The sequence below is a fragment of the Ekhidna sp. genome (genome assembly GCF_963691765.1).
In the GTDB taxonomy this organism is placed as follows: Bacteria; Bacteroidota; Bacteroidia; order Cytophagales; family Cyclobacteriaceae; genus Ekhidna.
This window is the reverse complement of the sequence record NZ_OY829375.1, coordinates 1,956,420-1,972,510: the sequence shown is the minus strand read 5'-3', so window position 1 is coordinate 1,972,510 and position 16,091 is coordinate 1,956,420. Positions and strand designations below refer to the sequence as shown.

Genomic DNA, 16,091 nt, shown 5'->3' with positions numbered 1-16,091 from the left:
AAATCAATGCTTGTATATATCTATTTCCTTTTGGAACCCCCCAGTCATCTCACTGAATGGCATTATTATGACTAAAATATCTTCTTCAAACTCAGCATAAATATTTTCAATCTCAACATCTGCTGAAATTTTGATCATACCCAATAAATTCGGTAATGTATAGGAATTGACATGTACATTTTGATATACCATAAGATCACTTCCATTTACTTCTACCTTAATATCGTCATGATTGACAGTGGGCACACTCACTTCAAGCCTATAATGATCTTTTTCGGTTGATGTAATAAATGTCGGATAAATAGTTCCTCCATTTATGCTATTCACAACATTGGCTGTCTCAGCTAACCTCTTGCTTGCTTCTTTATCTACTCTCATATCTTCAGCTCTTTCTCATCAGGGGACAAAACCTGTTCCAAATGATAATTAGAATATAAACGTGCCACTATGACTGATTCTTTTACTATTAGGGCGTCATTTTGACTGATTTAAAACAATTTAACAATTCATCTACCTAAAGAAACATTCCATCATTTTTTATGTCTTTGAATTAATCTGAACTCATAATTTTCGAAAAAAATAAGATTAAACTCATGAAAAGGACATTTTACACACTACTACTCTTAGCTTCAATGTGCTCGCTTGCACAACGAGAGCGACCTAAAACACTTATCGGAAATGACCCTGAAGACATCTCAGGTTTTGGTGGAGTCATTTTTTCATTCATGCCAATAGATGGTGATCTATCAACCATGACCGGTGGAGGTGGCGCAGTTCTATTTGACAACACTTTCTTTATAGGAGGATATGGGCTAGGGTTGACCGGAAATCATGAATTCTCTCAAGGAGGGAACGATCTTACTTCAAGTTTTGGTCATGGAGGGTTTTGGCTTGGTTATGTTATTAAACCAGATGATCTATTGCATATGGGAGTTGATACTAAACTCGGCTGGGGAAGCATAACAACTAAGAATAGAGGAACAAATGAAGAAATAGGCGAAGATGACGTTTTTGTTTTCAACCCTCAATTCTTTGGTGAGGCCAATATTGCGTATTGGTTCAAAATCAACGCTTCTGTAGGATATCAAAAAACAATAGGTGTGGATAATACATACTTTGACCCAGGAGATTTCGACGGACCGACATTTGGCATTTCATTGCTATTTGGATGGTTTAATTAGTTATAAATGCGTTAATTACATAGGTATCTGCTGCTATTCATTGGTAGTTGATACCTTTTGCAATTCATAGATATTAATAACGCATGGCTTCATCCAATAATAAACGAGCTATCGTAGGTATTATCCTCGTTTTAATCGGTGCCGTATTCCTTCTTGACAACTTAGGGTTTGATGTTTACATCCCATACTACTTGTTTTCATGGCCGGCAATTTTTGTTGTACTTGGAGTTATAAACTTAATATCTGGTAGTGGGAGATCTGCAATGGTATTTTTTGGGCTCGCTGCCATTTTTTACCTTCATCATTATCGCATTGTAAGCATCGGTGAGATGTGGCCATTGATACTGATTGTTATTGGTTTGTCTTTCATTTTTAGAAAGCGATCAGCCCCTAAAAATATTTCTGAGACTGATGATAACTACTTTGACGAGATTGCCATTTTTGGAGGGACTGAGCGCAAATACGTTTCCGAGAGCCTGAAAGGAGGTAAAATCACATGCATTTTTGGAGGGTCAGAAATAGATCTACGAGGGTCCCGTGCTCAAGATGGAGCTATTATCGAGATATTTTGCATGTTTGGAGGAGTTGAACTTATGCTTCCAGAAGATTGGAAAGTAAATATGGATGCAACTGCAATTTTTGGAGGTTTTAGTGACTCAAGAAAAAATATTGTCAGTTCATCAGATATCACAGTTCATATAAAAGGATTCACAATGTTTGGTGGAGGCGAGGTTAAGAATTAAATGATCATCAACCCTGAAGATATTAGATTAAGGTCTTTAGTAGTTGATGATGCCGAACGAATTTCCTTTTTATTAAACAATAAAAATGTTTGGGATAACCTACGAGATTATATTCCATTCCCGTATTCAAAAATCGATGCACAAGAATTTATTGCGCACTCTTCAAAACCAGACTCAAACATATTTGCAATAGTCTTTAAAAATGAATTCTGTGGGGTTATTAGCCTTGAACAATTAAAGGATGTCTATCGACTAAGTGCAGAGATTGGATATTGGATTGGTGAGCCTTTTTGGGGTAAAGGAATCGCTAGCCAAGCGGTCTGTTTAATAACTGATTTTGGCTTTCGCGAATTACCTCTTGAAAGAATCTTCGCAAGTGTATTTGAACACAACAAAGCATCTATGAGGGTGCTGGAGAAAAATGGATATCAACTGGAATCTATCGCTAAGAATGCGGTAATTAAAAATGAGGTGATATCAAACCAATACACCTATGCTATTCTTAAGCCTTAATCATCATTTAATAGCTCATAACCCTGATTGATTCCTAACTCAGTAGCCGGTACACCATCACGCATCCACTTTGGCATCGGTGCTCCTTTTAAATAATAATCAAAAAATTGAGCCAATCGGATGTTAAAATCAATTCTATTCTGCACTTTGACTGGCCAATGAGGTTCTCCTCGGTAATTCAGAAGCCAAGCAGGTTTTCCAAGCCTTCTTAAGGCACCAAAATATTCAATTCCTTGATACCAAGGTACTGCTCCATCTTCATCATTATGCATGATCAAAACAGGTGTTTGGACTTTATCCACGAAGAAAATTGGTGAATTTTCTACATATCTAAGTGGATATTCCCATAATGACCCTCCAATTCTACTTTGAGTGCGCTCATACTGAAACATTCTACTAAGTCCGGAGCCCCATCGAATTCCTCCATAAGCACTAATCATATTTACAACTGGTGCCCCAGATTCTGCACATTTAAAAATATTTGTTTCATTGATCAAATGAGCTATCTGGTAACCGCCCCAGCTATGGCCTTGAACACCAATATTTTCTTCATCTACAAAACCTTTTTCTATTAGGGAAGTAACGCCTGGAATGACACAATTGAACGCATCTTCACCTGGATACCCTGTCTTATAATTTACGTTAGGATTAAAGATGATATATCCTCTTGAGGCGTAAAAACTATAAGTTATTGTAGACCTTCCTGGAAATGGATCTCGATGTGAATTCAGTCTATCTGAACTTTTCTCATAGAAGTTAACTATCATCGGATATTTCTTAGAAGGATCAAACCCTTCAGGTTTAACAAGCATCCCTTCCATTTTTTCTCCATCTAGGGAGTTCCAATAAACCAGTTCGATCGTTCCCCATTTATATTCTTCTTGTTGCGGATTAATATCGCTAACCTTTCGTATGGAGCTAAAACTTAGATTAGAGGCGAGTATATCTGGAAAGGTGCTAAAGTTCTCTTTTGTAAAAATTACATTGTCATTATCCCTTGACTTTAAGAATGAGTCATACTGATAGTTTCCTTTGGTTAGCAGCTTCGATTTGTTTCTCCCATAATTGAATGAATACAATGATTCGTCTTTTGTCGCTTTATCAAATCCAGTAAACAATAGATCCTGACCCTTTTCTATAAATCGCTCTTCAGGATCTAGTTTCACATATCTATAAGTGATACCCTTGCTTCTACCATCGGGAGTAATCTTCTTGGGTGCAACTTTCATTTTAGGATCAATTTCCCATATATCATACCGATCATAGATTATAACACGATCATCATTTTTTGTCCAACTCATCACTCCGTATGGCCAAGGGTCAGACGGTGTATCGTGAATCTCATTGAAGAATGGCACATCCTTATTAGTTGTCAACTGCCTAGTCTGATTGTCATCAAAATCATATGCAAACCATGCAGAATCGCCATTGTTATACCAAAGTGCATACTGGCCATTTGGCGAAAGCGAGACAGATCCTCTTACTGCTTCTAAAATTTTTGTTTTTTGACCATTACTGAGATTTACTCTATACATGTCATTTAACGTATATCCCTCCCAAGTAATCAACTTTCTGTAGTTATAGTTGCTAAGTGCTAGGGCTGTATTGCCATCCCCTTGATCGCTGATAATAACTCGCGAATATTCTGATCCTCCCAGTTGTAAGGTTTTGTCACTTTCAGTATCGTAATAACTTAAGTATCCAAACTTTAAATCATCCTTCAATTGATTCTCCTGTTGCGTAAAAAGTCGCTGATCATTCGAATTCCAAACTTCAACATTGACAATTTCTTCATCAAGAAATGATGTATCTTGAATAATTGGAAACTCTTTGACCTCAAAAAACAATCGCCTTCCAGAATTGGAGAAATATGATTTGAAGTCCTTATTCACTATCAAATCATTCAGAGTTTTGTTATTTAAAATTGTTTTGCTGCTATCCCAATCAATTTTATAGTAGTGTAGATGGTAATCCCTTGCTAATGCTTTAGTTGTATCCGTATCTGAAATAAATGTTAGCTGACGACCAGTGTTATCCCATGCCAGTTGATAGTATTCACCTTTAGATCTATAAATGGGTTCAAAGGCCTTACTGTTGAAGTCAAACTGATAAACCCCTCTCTGGGTGGTACTATCATTACCTGAAGTTGTCAAGGCAAGTCCTGGACCTTCTTTTGATATTTGATAATCTAATACATATGAAAATGTGTATTCTGTTGCATTTTTAAGGTCGAGTAAGATCAACTTATAGCCATTCTCCTTGTTGAATTTCTTAGCTTTCTTGCTGGCTGTGTCTGGCTCGGGTTCATACAAATACACCAGGTAATCATCCCATTCTTTCGGGACTTTGAATGATTTCAACCCTGCTATCTTTTTTAACGATTTATCAGCCAAAGAATATATCGCAAGGGTATCCTTAGGCATATCGGCTTTCTTAGTCTTAGTTCTTTTTAGGTCGCGAACAGTCTCAAAGTCAGGAGCAACTTTGAAGATTAAATATTCAGAATTATTTGAAAATGACGGAATAGAAGATCTTTCATGATTAAGGATAACATTTCCATCAAAGTCATGTAGCATCAAATTTTCATTTCCAATTCCGTTTGGTTTGAGGGTGTAAGCTATATGCTTACCATCGTTACTTATCAAACTCTTTTCAACCCTGCGCCATTCATTATAAGCATCATGATCAAGTTCCTTTTTGGTCTGTGAAAACCCTAAAAATGGAATCGCTAGAATAAGCAAAAGAATGTTTTTCATAAAGATTGAATTTTCTTAAAAATCAAAATGCCCTTTTAATTCATAATTCTAATGAAAAATATGAACTAGATCAACGCATAGTTTATAGACGGTAATTGCCTTTTTTAAACATCATTTTTACTGTCTACTATATTTTTAGTAGTTTTACTAAACCTTTAGTAGACAGTAAGCGTACAAGACAATTCAAAATGGAAAATCTTACAAAAGCAGAAGAAAAGGCAATGAAAATCCTCTGGTCACTAGAAAGAGGGTTGATTAGAGATGTAGTGAATGGATATAATGATCCGAAGCCAGCCTATACAACGGTTGCTACAATTATTAAAATCCTAGAAAAGAAAGGTTTCTTGGGTCGACGTCCAATTGCTAATACCAACGAATACTATCCTCTTATCAAAGAAGAGGATTATACAAAGAAGTATATGCGGTCCTTCGTCAAGCGATATTTCTCTGATTCATTCAAAAGCATGGTTTCTGCTTTTGGCACAGATGAAGAATTAAGCACCGAAGACATGGAGGATCTTATTGAGCACTTCAAAAATCAAATTGAGAGGAAAAAATCTGAATAATGGAAAGCTATTTAATACAATCTAATCTTGCGCTATTTCTATTTTATCTGCTCTCCCGAGTAGTTATAATCAGAGAAAGCAACCAGCAAATGAAAAGATTTATGGGTCTCTGTATTGCAATTTTTTGTGCAAGCTATCTTCTTGTTCCAACTTTTGATTTTGGTTCTTCGAAGGATTATCCAGCGGCCTTTCAACAAGCAATTCAAAGCGCCAGTGATCTTCAAACCGATCTCACTATCTCCGCTGAAAAGGGCTGGAATACATGGATGATTGTTTATTTCGCTGGAGTCTTCATTTTTTCTATTCGTTTTCTTGCTGGATTGATAGGAATCGCACGTCTTTATTTGCAATCTAGAAAAAGTAAAAAATGGGGTTTCGTTCTTGTAGAATCAGAAGCCGAAATCTCTCCTTTTTCCTTCTTCAACTACCTCTTCATAAAGAAAGGTGACGCGGAAAAATCGGGTCTAGCTCCAATTATTCTTCACGAAAAATATCATAAAGACCAAATGCATTCTGTAGATGCAATGCTATTGGAAATACTCACTATCCTTTTTTGGTTTAACCCAGTCATTTGGCTAATCCAAAGAGACGTCAAAGCTGCTCACGAGTTTTTGGCTGATGATTATGTAATCTCCATCAAAGGGTACGACAAGCTGGCATATCAGGATTTGCTCTTCAAAGCAAGAACCGGTATATCCTTCAAGTCAGTGAATTATTTAAGTAACCAAACAAGTTTAAAACAACGATTTAATATGATGGAAAAAAGAAAAACTCACTCAAAAACTAGTTTCATTCGTGCTGGAATAGTTCTAGCTGCAATGGCAACCGCTCTATTCCTCACTTCATTTTCTACATTACCCAATATCTTAAATGAAGATCAACCAGATATCAGATTTTTTACGGCATCTGGTGAGGTAGACTTAGAAAAAGGCATATCCAAGGATACAGATAGGCTATTCATTCGAATGATGCCTGAGGAAGGTTCTACTATGGCTTATCGATTATCAAAAGTAGAAGCCACATTAGTAACTGGAGGCTTAGGACAGTGGACAATGAAGTCAAGCGAAATGTTTGATTTTGGCACAAAATTGTCAGAACAGGATAAGAAAAGTGCCCTTGTTGTTGAAGTAAAAGAATATATGACTAAGGATGAAAATGATGTTGTAGAAACTGTTGCATTGGAAAAATCCATTTTCTTCAACTTCCCCGTTTACTAATTAACAGACGATACTCACTATCTCGAAGCCGGCCACAACATATTGGTCGGCTTTGCTTTTACAGAACAAGTTTTAACAAAAAATAAATACCTAAACCTAATAGTAGGAAACCAGGCACCTTGTGCACCAAAAACTGGTTGTCCGAAATTTTAGAGAATCTCTTACCCAAAGCATTTACCGTTAGCAACAGACAAAAAGTACCAGATGAAAGGCCAATGAGGTACATCCAAAAACCAAATTCTGAAACGTTGATCCATTGATCATTTTCTAAATAGGTTGTAATAGCCAACCAAAACGGAATCGTCATCGGGTTTAGGAAACCCAAAAGCAAACCTCTTGCAAAACCATGACGACCAGTCAATTTAGTATCAACCTTTACAGAAGATGCAGTTGATTTTGAAAGGATGTTGGATAGACCAAGTCCAATTAATGCAATAGAGGTTATAATTCTGAAGTAATCCGCAATGACTTCATTGTTATTAAGAAAGATGTGAAACTGTACAGTCACGCCAGCATATGCAAATTCAACCACTGATGCCGCTAAAGCAAAAAACACAGCCGCGCGTCTTTTATTGAGAATCGCAAGCTGCATTACAGAGACATTAATAGTCCCTGGGGGAATTGAGCCGATATAGCTCACAACGAATGCGACAATTAGTGTTTGTAAAATCATGAATTGGCTAACAGGCGATTATACCTTTGATGATCTCTCCATTTTTTGTAGCCTCTTTTGAAACTCCAATAGGAATGACCCTTTTTCCGATTTAGGCGGCTAATATCTGATAAAACAGATAAATGCCAAAGTATGTCACGGTACGCCTTAAAAAGTGAATTTCCAGGCTGATAAATATGAGCAGGCTCGGCACCGGCACCATTAAGTTCTAGAATTTTAAAATTTTCGAGTTTCTTGAGATCTGAATAGGATGCACACTTTAGATCGTATCTGCCAAAATAAAAGTCTGGTATTTGAGCACTTAAGTGGTCAAATGCGTCATCAAGTTCTTGGTCAATTTCATGATTATCACTTAAAAATTTAGTGCCTCTACAATGATTTCCAATCGGTTCTATTAACATCTTTTCATCCTTCTTCGGCACAATTGATCCTATCAACTTGATAAAGTCGCTATCCAAATCAGCAGTCATCATTGCGCGTATATGATTTTGCAGTAGTTCATTTACAGTTTTGTCACCATCACCAATAACTGATAGGAAATCCTTTCGAACTATCGACGAAACCCTGCCTTTACTTCCAGGATATTTAATAAAGAATACACCCAATTCAATCGGATAATCAACTAATTCTTGAAGTAAAAAATTAACCGGACAAGAATCGACATACTCATTTAGTTCTTCTTGATTGCTAATCTTTTTTACCCACGCACCTCGCTCTCCAACATCAGGTTTTGCAATAATTGGGTATCCAATTTGTGCTGCATTGTAGGCTGCTTTTTCTAAATCACCTTTTTGAATCAACACTGTTTTGGGAATGAATTGATCTGGGATAAGATCAAAAATTTCTGATTTCTTTTCTCCAACCATTCCTCCAAATTCAATGCTAGGATTAGAAGCAGTAAAAAAGAAGAATGAACGGTGCTTAATAATTAACCACGCATAGTAAAAGAATATTGGAAAATAAAGTACGGAAAAGGGCCAATACTCCCAATTACGGAGCCGAACTAGTAATTTTTTCAAGATGGTTAATTCGACTTGGTGCTCGCTCGATATCTAATTGTAGAGCTGGCAACTCCAAAATTCTCAGGAAGAGAAATATAAGTAAGAGACTGCTTAACGGCTACTTTTAAAAGTGCCATATGATGAATTGCATGTTCGATATTGTATGATAGCTCACGATAAAAGCTACTTTTCATGGTATCATTCGTCTCCTCACTTACTGCATAGTTTGCCTCAAATGTCAGCTCAAAATCTTGTTGATTTTTATCTATGAAGTCTTTAATAGATGCAATGACACTACGTGCTAATTTCTTGTCTGTTTCAATAAGCGTATCATGCTTCCTTTGATCGTAATTAACAACTCCATTGTTTTTCGCATCAAATAAACAAATGAAGAATTCAAGGGTATGACGGATATGCTGACCAAATGTAGAATCGCTTAGCTCTGATAGCGGACGAACGAAATCTTCATCTTTACATGACTCAATGATCTGATCGAGTTGTGAGAGTAGGTCCTTAGCTGATGTATGAAGCATATTATTCAATTAAATGCAAAAATAAACATACGGATTTTCTTGATCACGGATTTTAAAAATCTCTTAAAAAGTATTCCTACGGACTTTTCTTTTCTAGAAGAGCTATGGCACTCCAGATCAAATCCATCTCAAACCCTTTCCCAGACAAGTATGCAGCAGTTTTTTGTTTTCGCTTAAACTCATCCTGATCACTCAAACGATTCCATTTAGAGGTAGCTAGCTCAGAAGTCTTTCAAAGTATTTTTCAGGATCTATCCTTTCTAGAGCACTTCTTACAGCTTCATCAGATAGCTTATGAGCGTATATGTGAGCTTTTATCTTTTGCCTCCCCCAAGAATTAAATTCAAATTTATCATTGCAAAAAGCATTTGCAAATCGCTGCTCGTCCACATAGCCCTCCTTTGATAATTCATTCACCAGTTTGGCGGCACTTTCTTCAGCAATGCCCCAACTTTGAATTTTCTCAAACAGTTCATTGGGAGACCTTTCTCTGAATGCACAGAAACGGCCAGCTTTCTGTTTAGCTTCTTTGATGTCTATTTTTCTAGACATCTAATTTATTTTTCTGGGATATATCCTTTTCTCTTAAGAACAGTTTCTAGAAATCGAATCTCGTTCTCATTGTTGAATATTCTGAATGGTAAATGGACGAGCTGAGCCTTGCTAGCAAATAGTACAAAGGCGTCTTTTCCTTTTTTTGCTCTTTTTATTTGATCCCACTTCATTGGCATACCCTGCTTCGCATTCATTTTGATTAGAATTTGTTGCGAAGAAATTTCATAAGAAAGCTTTTGAAACATAAACTTTCCTTGCTCCAATTGAGTAATCCCAGCAAATTGAATTAGCCAAAAAAGAAGATAAAGTGAAAGTGCAATTGTTGCCCCTGTGATCCACCAATGATTAGGCACTAGGAAATATCCACTACAAATAGCCCCATAAATTAGAAATACCCACCATTGTTGTTTTAATGTTGCATTGAAGGCAATCCCAATATATTTTTTTGTTGGAAGCTGATATTTTTTTGTCCTTACTATCATAACTCTTTCGCTCTTTTCTACTTCTATTAATGATTACACCGCGAATATAGAATTTAAATAGCTTTGAGACTCATATCAAGGCTTTTGTATGAATGAGTTAATGCTCCAACAGAAATATAGTCTACTCCTGTTTCGGCTATTTCTGCAATTGTTTTTTCAGTAATACCTCCAGAAGCTTCGGTCTCGAACCTCCCTCCAATCATCTTTATGGCCTGCCTAATATCAGAAGGAAGCATATTATCGAGCATTACTCTATTTACTTGTCCAACCTCCAATACCTCCTCAAGCTCTTTTAAGCTTCTCACTTCGATCTCAATATTTAGTTGAAGATCGTTTTCTTTTAAATAAGCTACCGTCTGATTAATGGCATTTTTTACGCCTCCTGCAAAGTCAATATGATTGTCTTTGAGCATAACCATATCATACAGACCGAATCGGTGATTTACGCCTCCACCAATTACCACAGCCCATTTTTCTGCAAGCCTGAACAACGGTGTTGTCTTTCTAGTATCTAAAAGACGTGCTTTCGAGCCCTTTATCAGTTGGTTCATATGGTGGGTATAAGTTGCAATTGCACTCATTCGCTGGAGACAATTTAAAACCAGTCTTTCCGCAGATAGGATTGAACGTGAGCTCCCTTTAACAGTAAAACCAATCTCACCGCTTTCAATGAGATCCCCATCTTTTTTGTTGAAAGAGATTTCAAGGTTTTTATCAATGTGATTGAAAATCTTTTCTGCCAATTCTAATCCAGCAATCATTCCATCATCTTTAATGATGAGATGAGCTTCACTAGTTGCATTTTCTGGGATTGATCCAAGTGAAGAATGGTCTCCATCACCGATATCCTCTGCTAGCGCATTCTTGATAAACGCATTAATATTCTTCGTGGTTAAATAGGGTAAATTCATTACGGCGGAAATTAGTAGCGGGGGGTGGAGTAACGAAATAAGCTACTCTTGACTGAAATTCAAAGTATCGATCAAGTATTTATCGTCAATTTTTTTAATAAACATAACAACACGATACGCCCCATTATCGTGCGTATATCTCCCTATAGTATATTTCAATCCTTGAGAAGCTCCCTGGTGGATGTAGGTGAAGTTTGTAGGTGGGTTCTTGGAAAAGAAATCTCTTAATACTACTTCCGCTTGCGCTTTACTATAGTTTGAGCTTTCTCCATTAATCTTTATCTCCACTGTTTGATTACAAAACTTAATCAGCTCCTTCGAACTCCCCGCCTTAAGTGCAGTTCCTATATCCTTAACAGCCTCTTCCTGTATAGGAGACATAATAAAGGACATAATTAGGATTAGCATTTTCATCAATATCTAAATTGTTTGCATACAATGTAGTAAAAACCATGCCCAATTTATTCAATCAAGGTACTACATTCAAAAATTGACACTTCTATATTTGCCGTATGAACAAGAAAGTCATTCTTCTTATCCTTGATGGTTGGGGTATCGCCAAAGACAAGACTGTTTCGGCAATTGATAAAGCTAAGACACCATTTATTGATCAAACGTTTAATCAGTATCCAAATAATACATTGGAAGCATCGGGATTAGCCGTAGGCCTTCCCGATGGTCAGATGGGAAATTCGGAGGTCGGTCATATGAATATTGGTGCAGGCAGAATCGTCTATCAAGACTTAGTGAAAATTAGCAATGCTGTATCCGATGGTTCTATAGCCGAAAACAAAACTTTAGTAGAAGCTGTCAACTATGCCAGGGAAAATAACAAGCCCATCCATTTGATTGGACTGGTTTCTGATGGAGGTGTTCACTCGCACATTAACCATTTAAAAGGGCTCTTGAGTACATTTCACAGTCAAGAATTCAATAATGTATTTGTTCATGCTTTTACTGATGGTAGAGATACAGATCCAAAAGGAGGAGCCAAATACCTAGAGGAGCTTCAAGATCATATGAACTCAACAACTGGAGCCATAGCTACTATTACAGGTAGATATTATGCAATGGATAGGGATAATAGATGGGAAAGAGTGAAACTGGCTTACGATGCAATGGTAAATGGTATCGGCAAGAAATCTGAAAATGCAATTCAAGCTGTAAATGAATCTTACTCGGAAGATGTCACAGATGAATTTATCAAACCTATTGTCTGTGGAAACGGCAAAATCGAAAATGGAGATGTGGTAATTTGTTTCAACTTTAGAACAGATAGGGGACGTCAAATTACGCAAGCATTAACACAACAAGATTTTCCAGACGAAGGGATGAAAAAACTTGACCTCCACTACGTGACAATGACAAATTATGATGATTCTTTTAGTGCTGTGAACGTCATGTATGGAAAAGATAATTTGAGCATGACGTTAGGTGAGGTGCTAGAAAAGCACGGGAAGAAACAGATTAGAATAGCGGAAACAGAAAAATATCCACATGTTACCTTCTTTTTTTCAGGAGGACGTGAAAAGGAATTTGAAGGGGAAAAAAGGATCCTTTGCCCTTCACCTAAAGTCGCGACATATGATTTGAAACCTGAAATGAGTGCAGAGGATATCAGGGATAAAATCATTCCTGAGCTGAATGAAAAATCCGCAGACTTTGTTTGTCTAAATTTTGCTAACCCAGATATGGTAGGGCATACTGGTGTTTTCGAAGCAGCAGTAAAGGCTTGTGAAACGGTTGATCATTGTGCAGAATCTGTTGTTTCCGCAGCATTGGACAACGACTACCTCTCAATTATTATAGCTGATCATGGAAACTCAGATATGATGATTAATCCTGATGGAACTCCGAATACCGCTCATACTACGAACCTTGTTCCGTTTATTGTAGTTGATAAAGCTTTCAAGGGTGAATTGAAAAGCGGCAAACTCGGTGATCTTGCACCAACCATATTAAAAATAATGAGTGTCGATATTCCAGAAGAAATGACAGGAGATATTTTAATCTAGATGAAAAAACTTGGTTACGTAATTTGCATTCTGGTATTCGCTCAATGCCAAAACATTAAACCAGAAACCGTATCAATTCCCGAATATCCAGATTTCGAAGAGTTACTTGAAAAGCAAATAGAGCTTCTAGGTGCGATATCCGTTCAAAAAGAAGTAATGCTAGATGGCCAACACGAGACCCAAGTTATAGAAATGGACTCTTCTAAATGGGCAAATGAATTGTTCTTTTTGAAAGAGATTAATCCTAATCAACCCAGATACATTGGAGCTTTTAACAAGATTGAAAACATACCCAATCAAAAGCTAATTCTTAAAGACGGTGAAAAGGGAGTGTTAAAAATGGTTTCTTTTTCCCAAGAAGGATCTGAATACCTGAAAATAGGAGCCACTTTTCATGAAGCTAAAGATGTGTACACACATCATCGCGACTTCAAGGTTTATTTCAAAGATGGCAAGATCAACTCATTTTTGATAGATGGATATCAAAAAATGATGTTCAAAGACACCATTCAATTTACTATTAAAGTTACTGCTAATTAGTATTTCACCTCTAGCATCTTTATTGCCGTAGCTGATGCCTCATCTCCTTTGTTTCCGTGCTTCCCTCCGGCTCTATCAAGTGCCTGCTTCATGTTGTCTGTAGTTAACACTCCAAAGATGACCGGCTTATTGAATTTCAAATTCAAGTTGGTAATCCCATTGGCAACAGCATCACAAATGAAGTCGAAGTGACGTGTCTCACCTTGAATGACACAGCCTAAACATATTACTGCATTAATATCGCTACGCTCTGCCATCCACTGACCTCCAGGCTTAGTTCGAAAGTGCCAGGAACATTCATGCGTTCAATATTTTCACGTGATGCTCCAGCGTTGATTAATGTCTGGTATGCTCCGGAGTACAATGATTCTGTGACTTGTTCATTCCATTCAGCAACGACGATACCGAATTTATTTTTACTGATATCTAATGATTGATTGATTTTAACGTCGCTTAAGTTTTTTTCTGATGATGCCATAAAACAAAAAGAATGAAGTTTCTACAAATAAAAAATGTCATCCCAATTGAGATGACCTCTTTTTGAAAATTTTTTTATTCTGTTATTGAGCCAGAGCTTCTAATCTAGCCTTCTGCTTCTTAGCATCATTAACTTCAGCTGCATTTGGATACTCACTAATAATTGTTCCGTAAGTAGCCGCTGCATCTGCTAAACTGCCACTTTGCTCTTGAGCAGTAGCTAATTTTTTCATGTAAATAGGAGTGAAGGACTCATTTGATTTGTAGTCTACTGCTTTCTTGTAGAAAGAAATTGCATCAGAAAAATTGTCTTGCTCCATGTGTGCATCTCCCATTAAAGAGTAGGCACGACCTTGTAATAAGTAATCGCTGCTACTAAATTTTTCAAGGTTTCTAATTGCCCCATCAAAATCTCCCAATTTTAGGTAAGACGCCCCTGCATAAAAACTTGCAAGGTTCGCAGCTTTTGTTCCTGGGAATTCATCCATGATTTCCAAGAAGCCGTAGCTGTTTCCGTCTCCATTCAAAGCTAAGCCTAAGCTATCAGCATCAAAGTAGTACTGAGCTTGGAAAAGCTCTTCTTGAGCGGTCCTATTTTGATTGGTTATATAGTAGTTGTATGCAGCAAATCCAACAATCACAAGCGCAAGAACTCCACCAATGCCAAATACCATTGCTTTATTTCTCTTGCTGCTAAAAAACTCATTGGCTTTATCAACGATTGCATTTGGATCCTCTAGGATCTCAACACCTTCATCTTTCTTTTTTCCTTTTGCCATTTTGTTTCATCGTTAGGCATTCTTTTATGCTTAGAATACCAGATATTTTCAATTAATAAATAAGCGTTTCCGCGTTTGCGGACGCAAAGATATATTTTTTGTTCACATGTGTAAGGTTGTCAGGCAATTATGTGTTGACAAACGGGTAATCGTTTTCGACATAATTATCAGTATAGGCCTCGCTCGCTTCCGGCCAAGGGGAATTTTCAGCAAAATCAACTGATTTCAATACTTCCTCCTTTATTCCCTTATCGATATCTTTCAATTCATCCTCTGATGCCCACTTATTCTTTATTATTGTCTGTCTAACTTGTTCGATAGGATCTTGAAGTTTATACTCTTCTAGCTCCTCTTTAGTTCTATACTTAGCCGGATCAGACATTGAATGTCCTTTATATCGATAAGTTCTAAATTCTAAGAAAGTTGGCCCATCTCCTTTTCGAGCTCTTTCAGCAGCTTTGGCTACTGCATTATGAACATCTTCGACTTTCATCGCATCTACTGGCGCAGAAGGCATATCGTATGCCTCAGCCAAAGTATGAAGCTCCGTAACATTTGACGTCCTTTCTACGGATGTACCCATCGCATAGCCATTATTTTCTACTACGAAAATTACTGGCATTTTCATAGTCATGGCCATATTGAATGCTTCGTGCAAGGCTCCCTGACGAACAGCTCCATCTCCCATGTAGCAAATGCATAGGTTTTTGGTGCCTTTATATTGCTCTGCAAAACCAATACCTGCTCCCAAAGGAATTTGCGCACCAACAATACCATGACCACCTATGAAGTTTACTTCTTTATCAAACATGTGCATAGATCCACCTTTACCCTTGGAAACTCCTGTTGCTTTTCCATAGAGCTCTGCCATTACACGACCTGGGTCTGTTCCTAGCGCTAGCGGATGTCCGTGATCTCTATAAGCAGTAATCCACTTGTCGTCTTTTTCTAGTGCAGAAACTGCTCCAGAAGCACACGCTTCTTGACCAATATATAAGTGACAAAATCCTCGAATTTTCTGCTGACCATAAAGCTGCCCTGCCTTTTCTTCAAACCTCCTCATCAACATCATAGAGCGAAACCACTCCATGTATTGTTCTTTAGAAAACTCATTTGCTTTTTTTGTTGTCTTTTTAGCCGCCATAGGAC

At 37.3% G+C, this 16,091-nt stretch carries 19 protein-coding genes and 1 pseudogene; 7 read left to right on the top strand and 13 right to left on the bottom strand.

Going from position 1 to position 16,091, the window contains the following annotated elements; genetic code table 11:
- Nucleotides 1–3 precede the first annotated feature (3 nt).
- Nucleotides 4–378, bottom strand: coding sequence for an Hsp20/alpha crystallin family protein (locus ACY650_RS09245; RefSeq protein ID WP_462253999.1), 375 nt, complete (start codon nucleotides 376–378; stop codon nucleotides 4–6).
- 215 nt (nucleotides 379–593) lie between these two features.
- Between ACY650_RS09245 and ACY650_RS09240 the strand changes: the two genes are divergently transcribed.
- The 3 genes from ACY650_RS09240 to ACY650_RS09230 all read left to right on the top strand — a co-directional run bounded on the left by ACY650_RS09240 (nucleotide 594) and on the right by ACY650_RS09230 (nucleotide 2,437).
- Complete coding sequence (locus ACY650_RS09240) at nucleotides 594–1,181, top strand: hypothetical protein (protein WP_462253997.1); 588 nt, start codon at nucleotides 594–596, stop codon at nucleotides 1,179–1,181.
- An 83-nt stretch (nucleotides 1,182–1,264) separates the two neighbouring features.
- Nucleotides 1,265–1,924, top strand: a complete 660-nt coding sequence (locus tag ACY650_RS09235; protein ID WP_462253995.1) for a LiaF transmembrane domain-containing protein — start codon at nucleotides 1,265–1,267, stop codon at nucleotides 1,922–1,924.
- Nucleotides 1,925–2,437, top strand: coding sequence for a GNAT family N-acetyltransferase (locus ACY650_RS09230; protein ID WP_462253993.1), 513 nt, complete (start codon nucleotides 1,925–1,927; stop codon nucleotides 2,435–2,437).
- Here the strand turns inward: ACY650_RS09230 and ACY650_RS09225 are convergent.
- Nucleotides 2,434–5,193, bottom strand: coding sequence for an alpha/beta hydrolase family protein (locus ACY650_RS09225; RefSeq protein WP_462253991.1), 2,760 nt, complete (start codon nucleotides 5,191–5,193; stop codon nucleotides 2,434–2,436). The two genes, ACY650_RS09230 and ACY650_RS09225, sit on opposite strands and share 4 nt — an antisense overlap.
- Before the next feature lie 188 nt (nucleotides 5,194–5,381).
- Between ACY650_RS09225 and ACY650_RS09220 the strand changes: the two genes are divergently transcribed.
- Both ACY650_RS09220 and ACY650_RS09215 read left to right on the top strand, forming a co-directional pair.
- Nucleotides 5,382–5,759 carry a BlaI/MecI/CopY family transcriptional regulator gene (locus tag ACY650_RS09220; protein WP_462253989.1) on the top strand — a complete coding sequence of 126 codons (378 nt, stop codon included), beginning with the start codon at nucleotides 5,382–5,384 and terminating at the stop codon, nucleotides 5,757–5,759.
- 89 nt (nucleotides 5,760–5,848) lie between these two features.
- Entirely contained in the window at nucleotides 5,849–6,976 is a 1,128-nt protein-coding gene (locus ACY650_RS09215; protein WP_462253987.1) for a M56 family metallopeptidase, read from the top strand.
- A 58-nt stretch (nucleotides 6,977–7,034) separates the two neighbouring features.
- Here ACY650_RS09215 and ACY650_RS09210 read toward each other — a convergent pair whose 3' ends face one another.
- The 8 genes from ACY650_RS09210 to ACY650_RS09175 form a co-directional block, all read right to left on the bottom strand.
- Nucleotides 7,035–7,649 (bottom strand): LysE family translocator, encoded by a 615-nt coding sequence (locus ACY650_RS09210; RefSeq protein WP_462253985.1) that lies wholly within the window; start codon nucleotides 7,647–7,649, stop codon nucleotides 7,035–7,037.
- Entirely contained in the window at nucleotides 7,646–8,668 is a 1,023-nt protein-coding gene (locus ACY650_RS09205) for an ATP-grasp domain-containing protein (RefSeq protein ID WP_462253983.1), read from the bottom strand. Before ACY650_RS09205 ends, ACY650_RS09210 begins: the two co-directional genes overlap by 4 nt.
- 5 nt (nucleotides 8,669–8,673) lie before the next feature.
- Nucleotides 8,674–9,183 (bottom strand): hypothetical protein, encoded by a 510-nt coding sequence (locus ACY650_RS09200; protein WP_462253981.1) that lies wholly within the window; start codon nucleotides 9,181–9,183, stop codon nucleotides 8,674–8,676.
- Nucleotides 9,184–9,259: 76 nt separating this feature from the next.
- Entirely contained in the window at nucleotides 9,260–9,379 is a 120-nt protein-coding gene (locus tag ACY650_RS09195; protein ID WP_462253979.1) for a hypothetical protein, read from the bottom strand.
- A 20-nt stretch (nucleotides 9,380–9,399) separates the two neighbouring features.
- Nucleotides 9,400–9,735 carry a regulatory protein RecX gene (locus tag ACY650_RS09190; RefSeq protein ID WP_462253977.1) on the bottom strand — a complete coding sequence of 112 codons (336 nt, stop codon included), beginning with the start codon at nucleotides 9,733–9,735 and terminating at the stop codon, nucleotides 9,400–9,402.
- 5 nt (nucleotides 9,736–9,740) lie between these two features.
- Nucleotides 9,741–10,220, bottom strand: coding sequence for a YcxB family protein (locus ACY650_RS09185; RefSeq protein WP_462253975.1), 480 nt, complete (start codon nucleotides 10,218–10,220; stop codon nucleotides 9,741–9,743).
- Nucleotides 10,221–10,273: 53 nt separating this feature from the next.
- Nucleotides 10,274–11,131 carry a carboxylating nicotinate-nucleotide diphosphorylase gene (gene nadC / locus ACY650_RS09180; RefSeq protein WP_462253973.1) on the bottom strand — a complete coding sequence of 286 codons (858 nt, stop codon included), beginning with the start codon at nucleotides 11,129–11,131 and terminating at the stop codon, nucleotides 10,274–10,276.
- Nucleotides 11,132–11,173: 42 nt separating this feature from the next.
- On the bottom strand, nucleotides 11,174–11,545 hold the full coding sequence (locus ACY650_RS09175) for a DUF4783 domain-containing protein (protein ID WP_462253971.1): 372 nt from the start codon (nucleotides 11,543–11,545) through the stop codon (nucleotides 11,174–11,176).
- Nucleotides 11,546–11,643: 98 nt separating this feature from the next.
- Between ACY650_RS09175 and gpmI the strand changes: the two genes are divergently transcribed.
- Nucleotides 11,644–13,146 (top strand): 2,3-bisphosphoglycerate-independent phosphoglycerate mutase, encoded by a 1,503-nt coding sequence (gene gpmI, locus ACY650_RS09170; RefSeq protein WP_462253969.1) that lies wholly within the window; start codon nucleotides 11,644–11,646, stop codon nucleotides 13,144–13,146.
- On the top strand, nucleotides 13,147–13,686 hold the full coding sequence (locus ACY650_RS09165) for a hypothetical protein (protein ID WP_462253967.1): 540 nt from the start codon (nucleotides 13,147–13,149) through the stop codon (nucleotides 13,684–13,686).
- Here the strand turns inward: ACY650_RS09165 and ribH are convergent.
- The 3 genes and pseudogenes from ribH to pdhA form a co-directional block, all read right to left on the bottom strand.
- A pseudogene (gene ribH, locus ACY650_RS09160) lies at nucleotides 13,683–14,164 on the bottom strand (6,7-dimethyl-8-ribityllumazine synthase). The gene ACY650_RS09165 and the pseudogene ribH sit on opposite strands and share 4 nt — an antisense overlap.
- An 82-nt stretch (nucleotides 14,165–14,246) precedes the next feature.
- A complete protein-coding gene (locus tag ACY650_RS09155; protein ID WP_462253965.1) occupies nucleotides 14,247–14,942 on the bottom strand; it encodes a tetratricopeptide repeat protein in 696 nt (231 codons plus the stop codon).
- A gap of 127 nt (nucleotides 14,943–15,069) precedes the next feature.
- Nucleotides 15,070–16,086 (bottom strand): pyruvate dehydrogenase (acetyl-transferring) E1 component subunit alpha, encoded by a 1,017-nt coding sequence (pdhA, locus tag ACY650_RS09150; RefSeq protein ID WP_462253963.1) that lies wholly within the window; start codon nucleotides 16,084–16,086, stop codon nucleotides 15,070–15,072.
- Nucleotides 16,087–16,091: the final 5 nt, after the last annotated feature.

Excerpts from the sequence above, each read along its gene's own strand:
- ACY650_RS09245 (WP_462253999.1), bottom strand. The coding sequence starts at position 378 with ATGAGAGTAGATAAAGAAGCAAGCAAGAGGTTAGCTGAGACAGCCAAT.
- ACY650_RS09240 (WP_462253997.1), top strand. The coding sequence starts at position 594 with ATGAAAAGGACATTTTACACACTACTACTCTTAGCTTCAATGTGCTCG.
- ACY650_RS09235 (WP_462253995.1), top strand. The coding sequence starts at position 1,265 with ATGGCTTCATCCAATAATAAACGAGCTATCGTAGGTATTATCCTCGTT.
- ACY650_RS09230 (WP_462253993.1), top strand. The coding sequence starts at position 1,925 with ATGATCATCAACCCTGAAGATATTAGATTAAGGTCTTTAGTAGTTGAT.
- ACY650_RS09225 (WP_462253991.1), bottom strand. The coding sequence starts at position 5,193 with ATGAAAAACATTCTTTTGCTTATTCTAGCGATTCCATTTTTAGGGTTT.
- ACY650_RS09220 (WP_462253989.1), top strand. The coding sequence starts at position 5,382 with ATGGAAAATCTTACAAAAGCAGAAGAAAAGGCAATGAAAATCCTCTGG.
- ACY650_RS09215 (WP_462253987.1), top strand. The coding sequence starts at position 5,849 with ATGAAAAGATTTATGGGTCTCTGTATTGCAATTTTTTGTGCAAGCTAT.
- ACY650_RS09210 (WP_462253985.1), bottom strand. The coding sequence starts at position 7,649 with ATGATTTTACAAACACTAATTGTCGCATTCGTTGTGAGCTATATCGGC.
- ACY650_RS09200 (WP_462253981.1), bottom strand. The coding sequence starts at position 9,183 with ATGCTTCATACATCAGCTAAGGACCTACTCTCACAACTCGATCAGATC.
- ACY650_RS09190 (WP_462253977.1), bottom strand. The coding sequence starts at position 9,735 with ATGTCTAGAAAAATAGACATCAAAGAAGCTAAACAGAAAGCTGGCCGT.
- ACY650_RS09185 (WP_462253975.1), bottom strand. The coding sequence starts at position 10,220 with ATGATAGTAAGGACAAAAAAATATCAGCTTCCAACAAAAAAATATATT.
- nadC (WP_462253973.1), bottom strand. The coding sequence starts at position 11,131 with ATGAATTTACCCTATTTAACCACGAAGAATATTAATGCGTTTATCAAG.
- ACY650_RS09175 (WP_462253971.1), bottom strand. The coding sequence starts at position 11,545 with ATGAAAATGCTAATCCTAATTATGTCCTTTATTATGTCTCCTATACAG.
- gpmI (WP_462253969.1), top strand. The coding sequence starts at position 11,644 with ATGAACAAGAAAGTCATTCTTCTTATCCTTGATGGTTGGGGTATCGCC.
- ACY650_RS09165 (WP_462253967.1), top strand. The coding sequence starts at position 13,147 with ATGAAAAAACTTGGTTACGTAATTTGCATTCTGGTATTCGCTCAATGC.
- ACY650_RS09155 (WP_462253965.1), bottom strand. The coding sequence starts at position 14,942 with ATGGCAAAAGGAAAAAAGAAAGATGAAGGTGTTGAGATCCTAGAGGAT.
- pdhA (WP_462253963.1), bottom strand. The coding sequence starts at position 16,086 with ATGGCGGCTAAAAAGACAACAAAAAAAGCAAATGAGTTTTCTAAAGAA.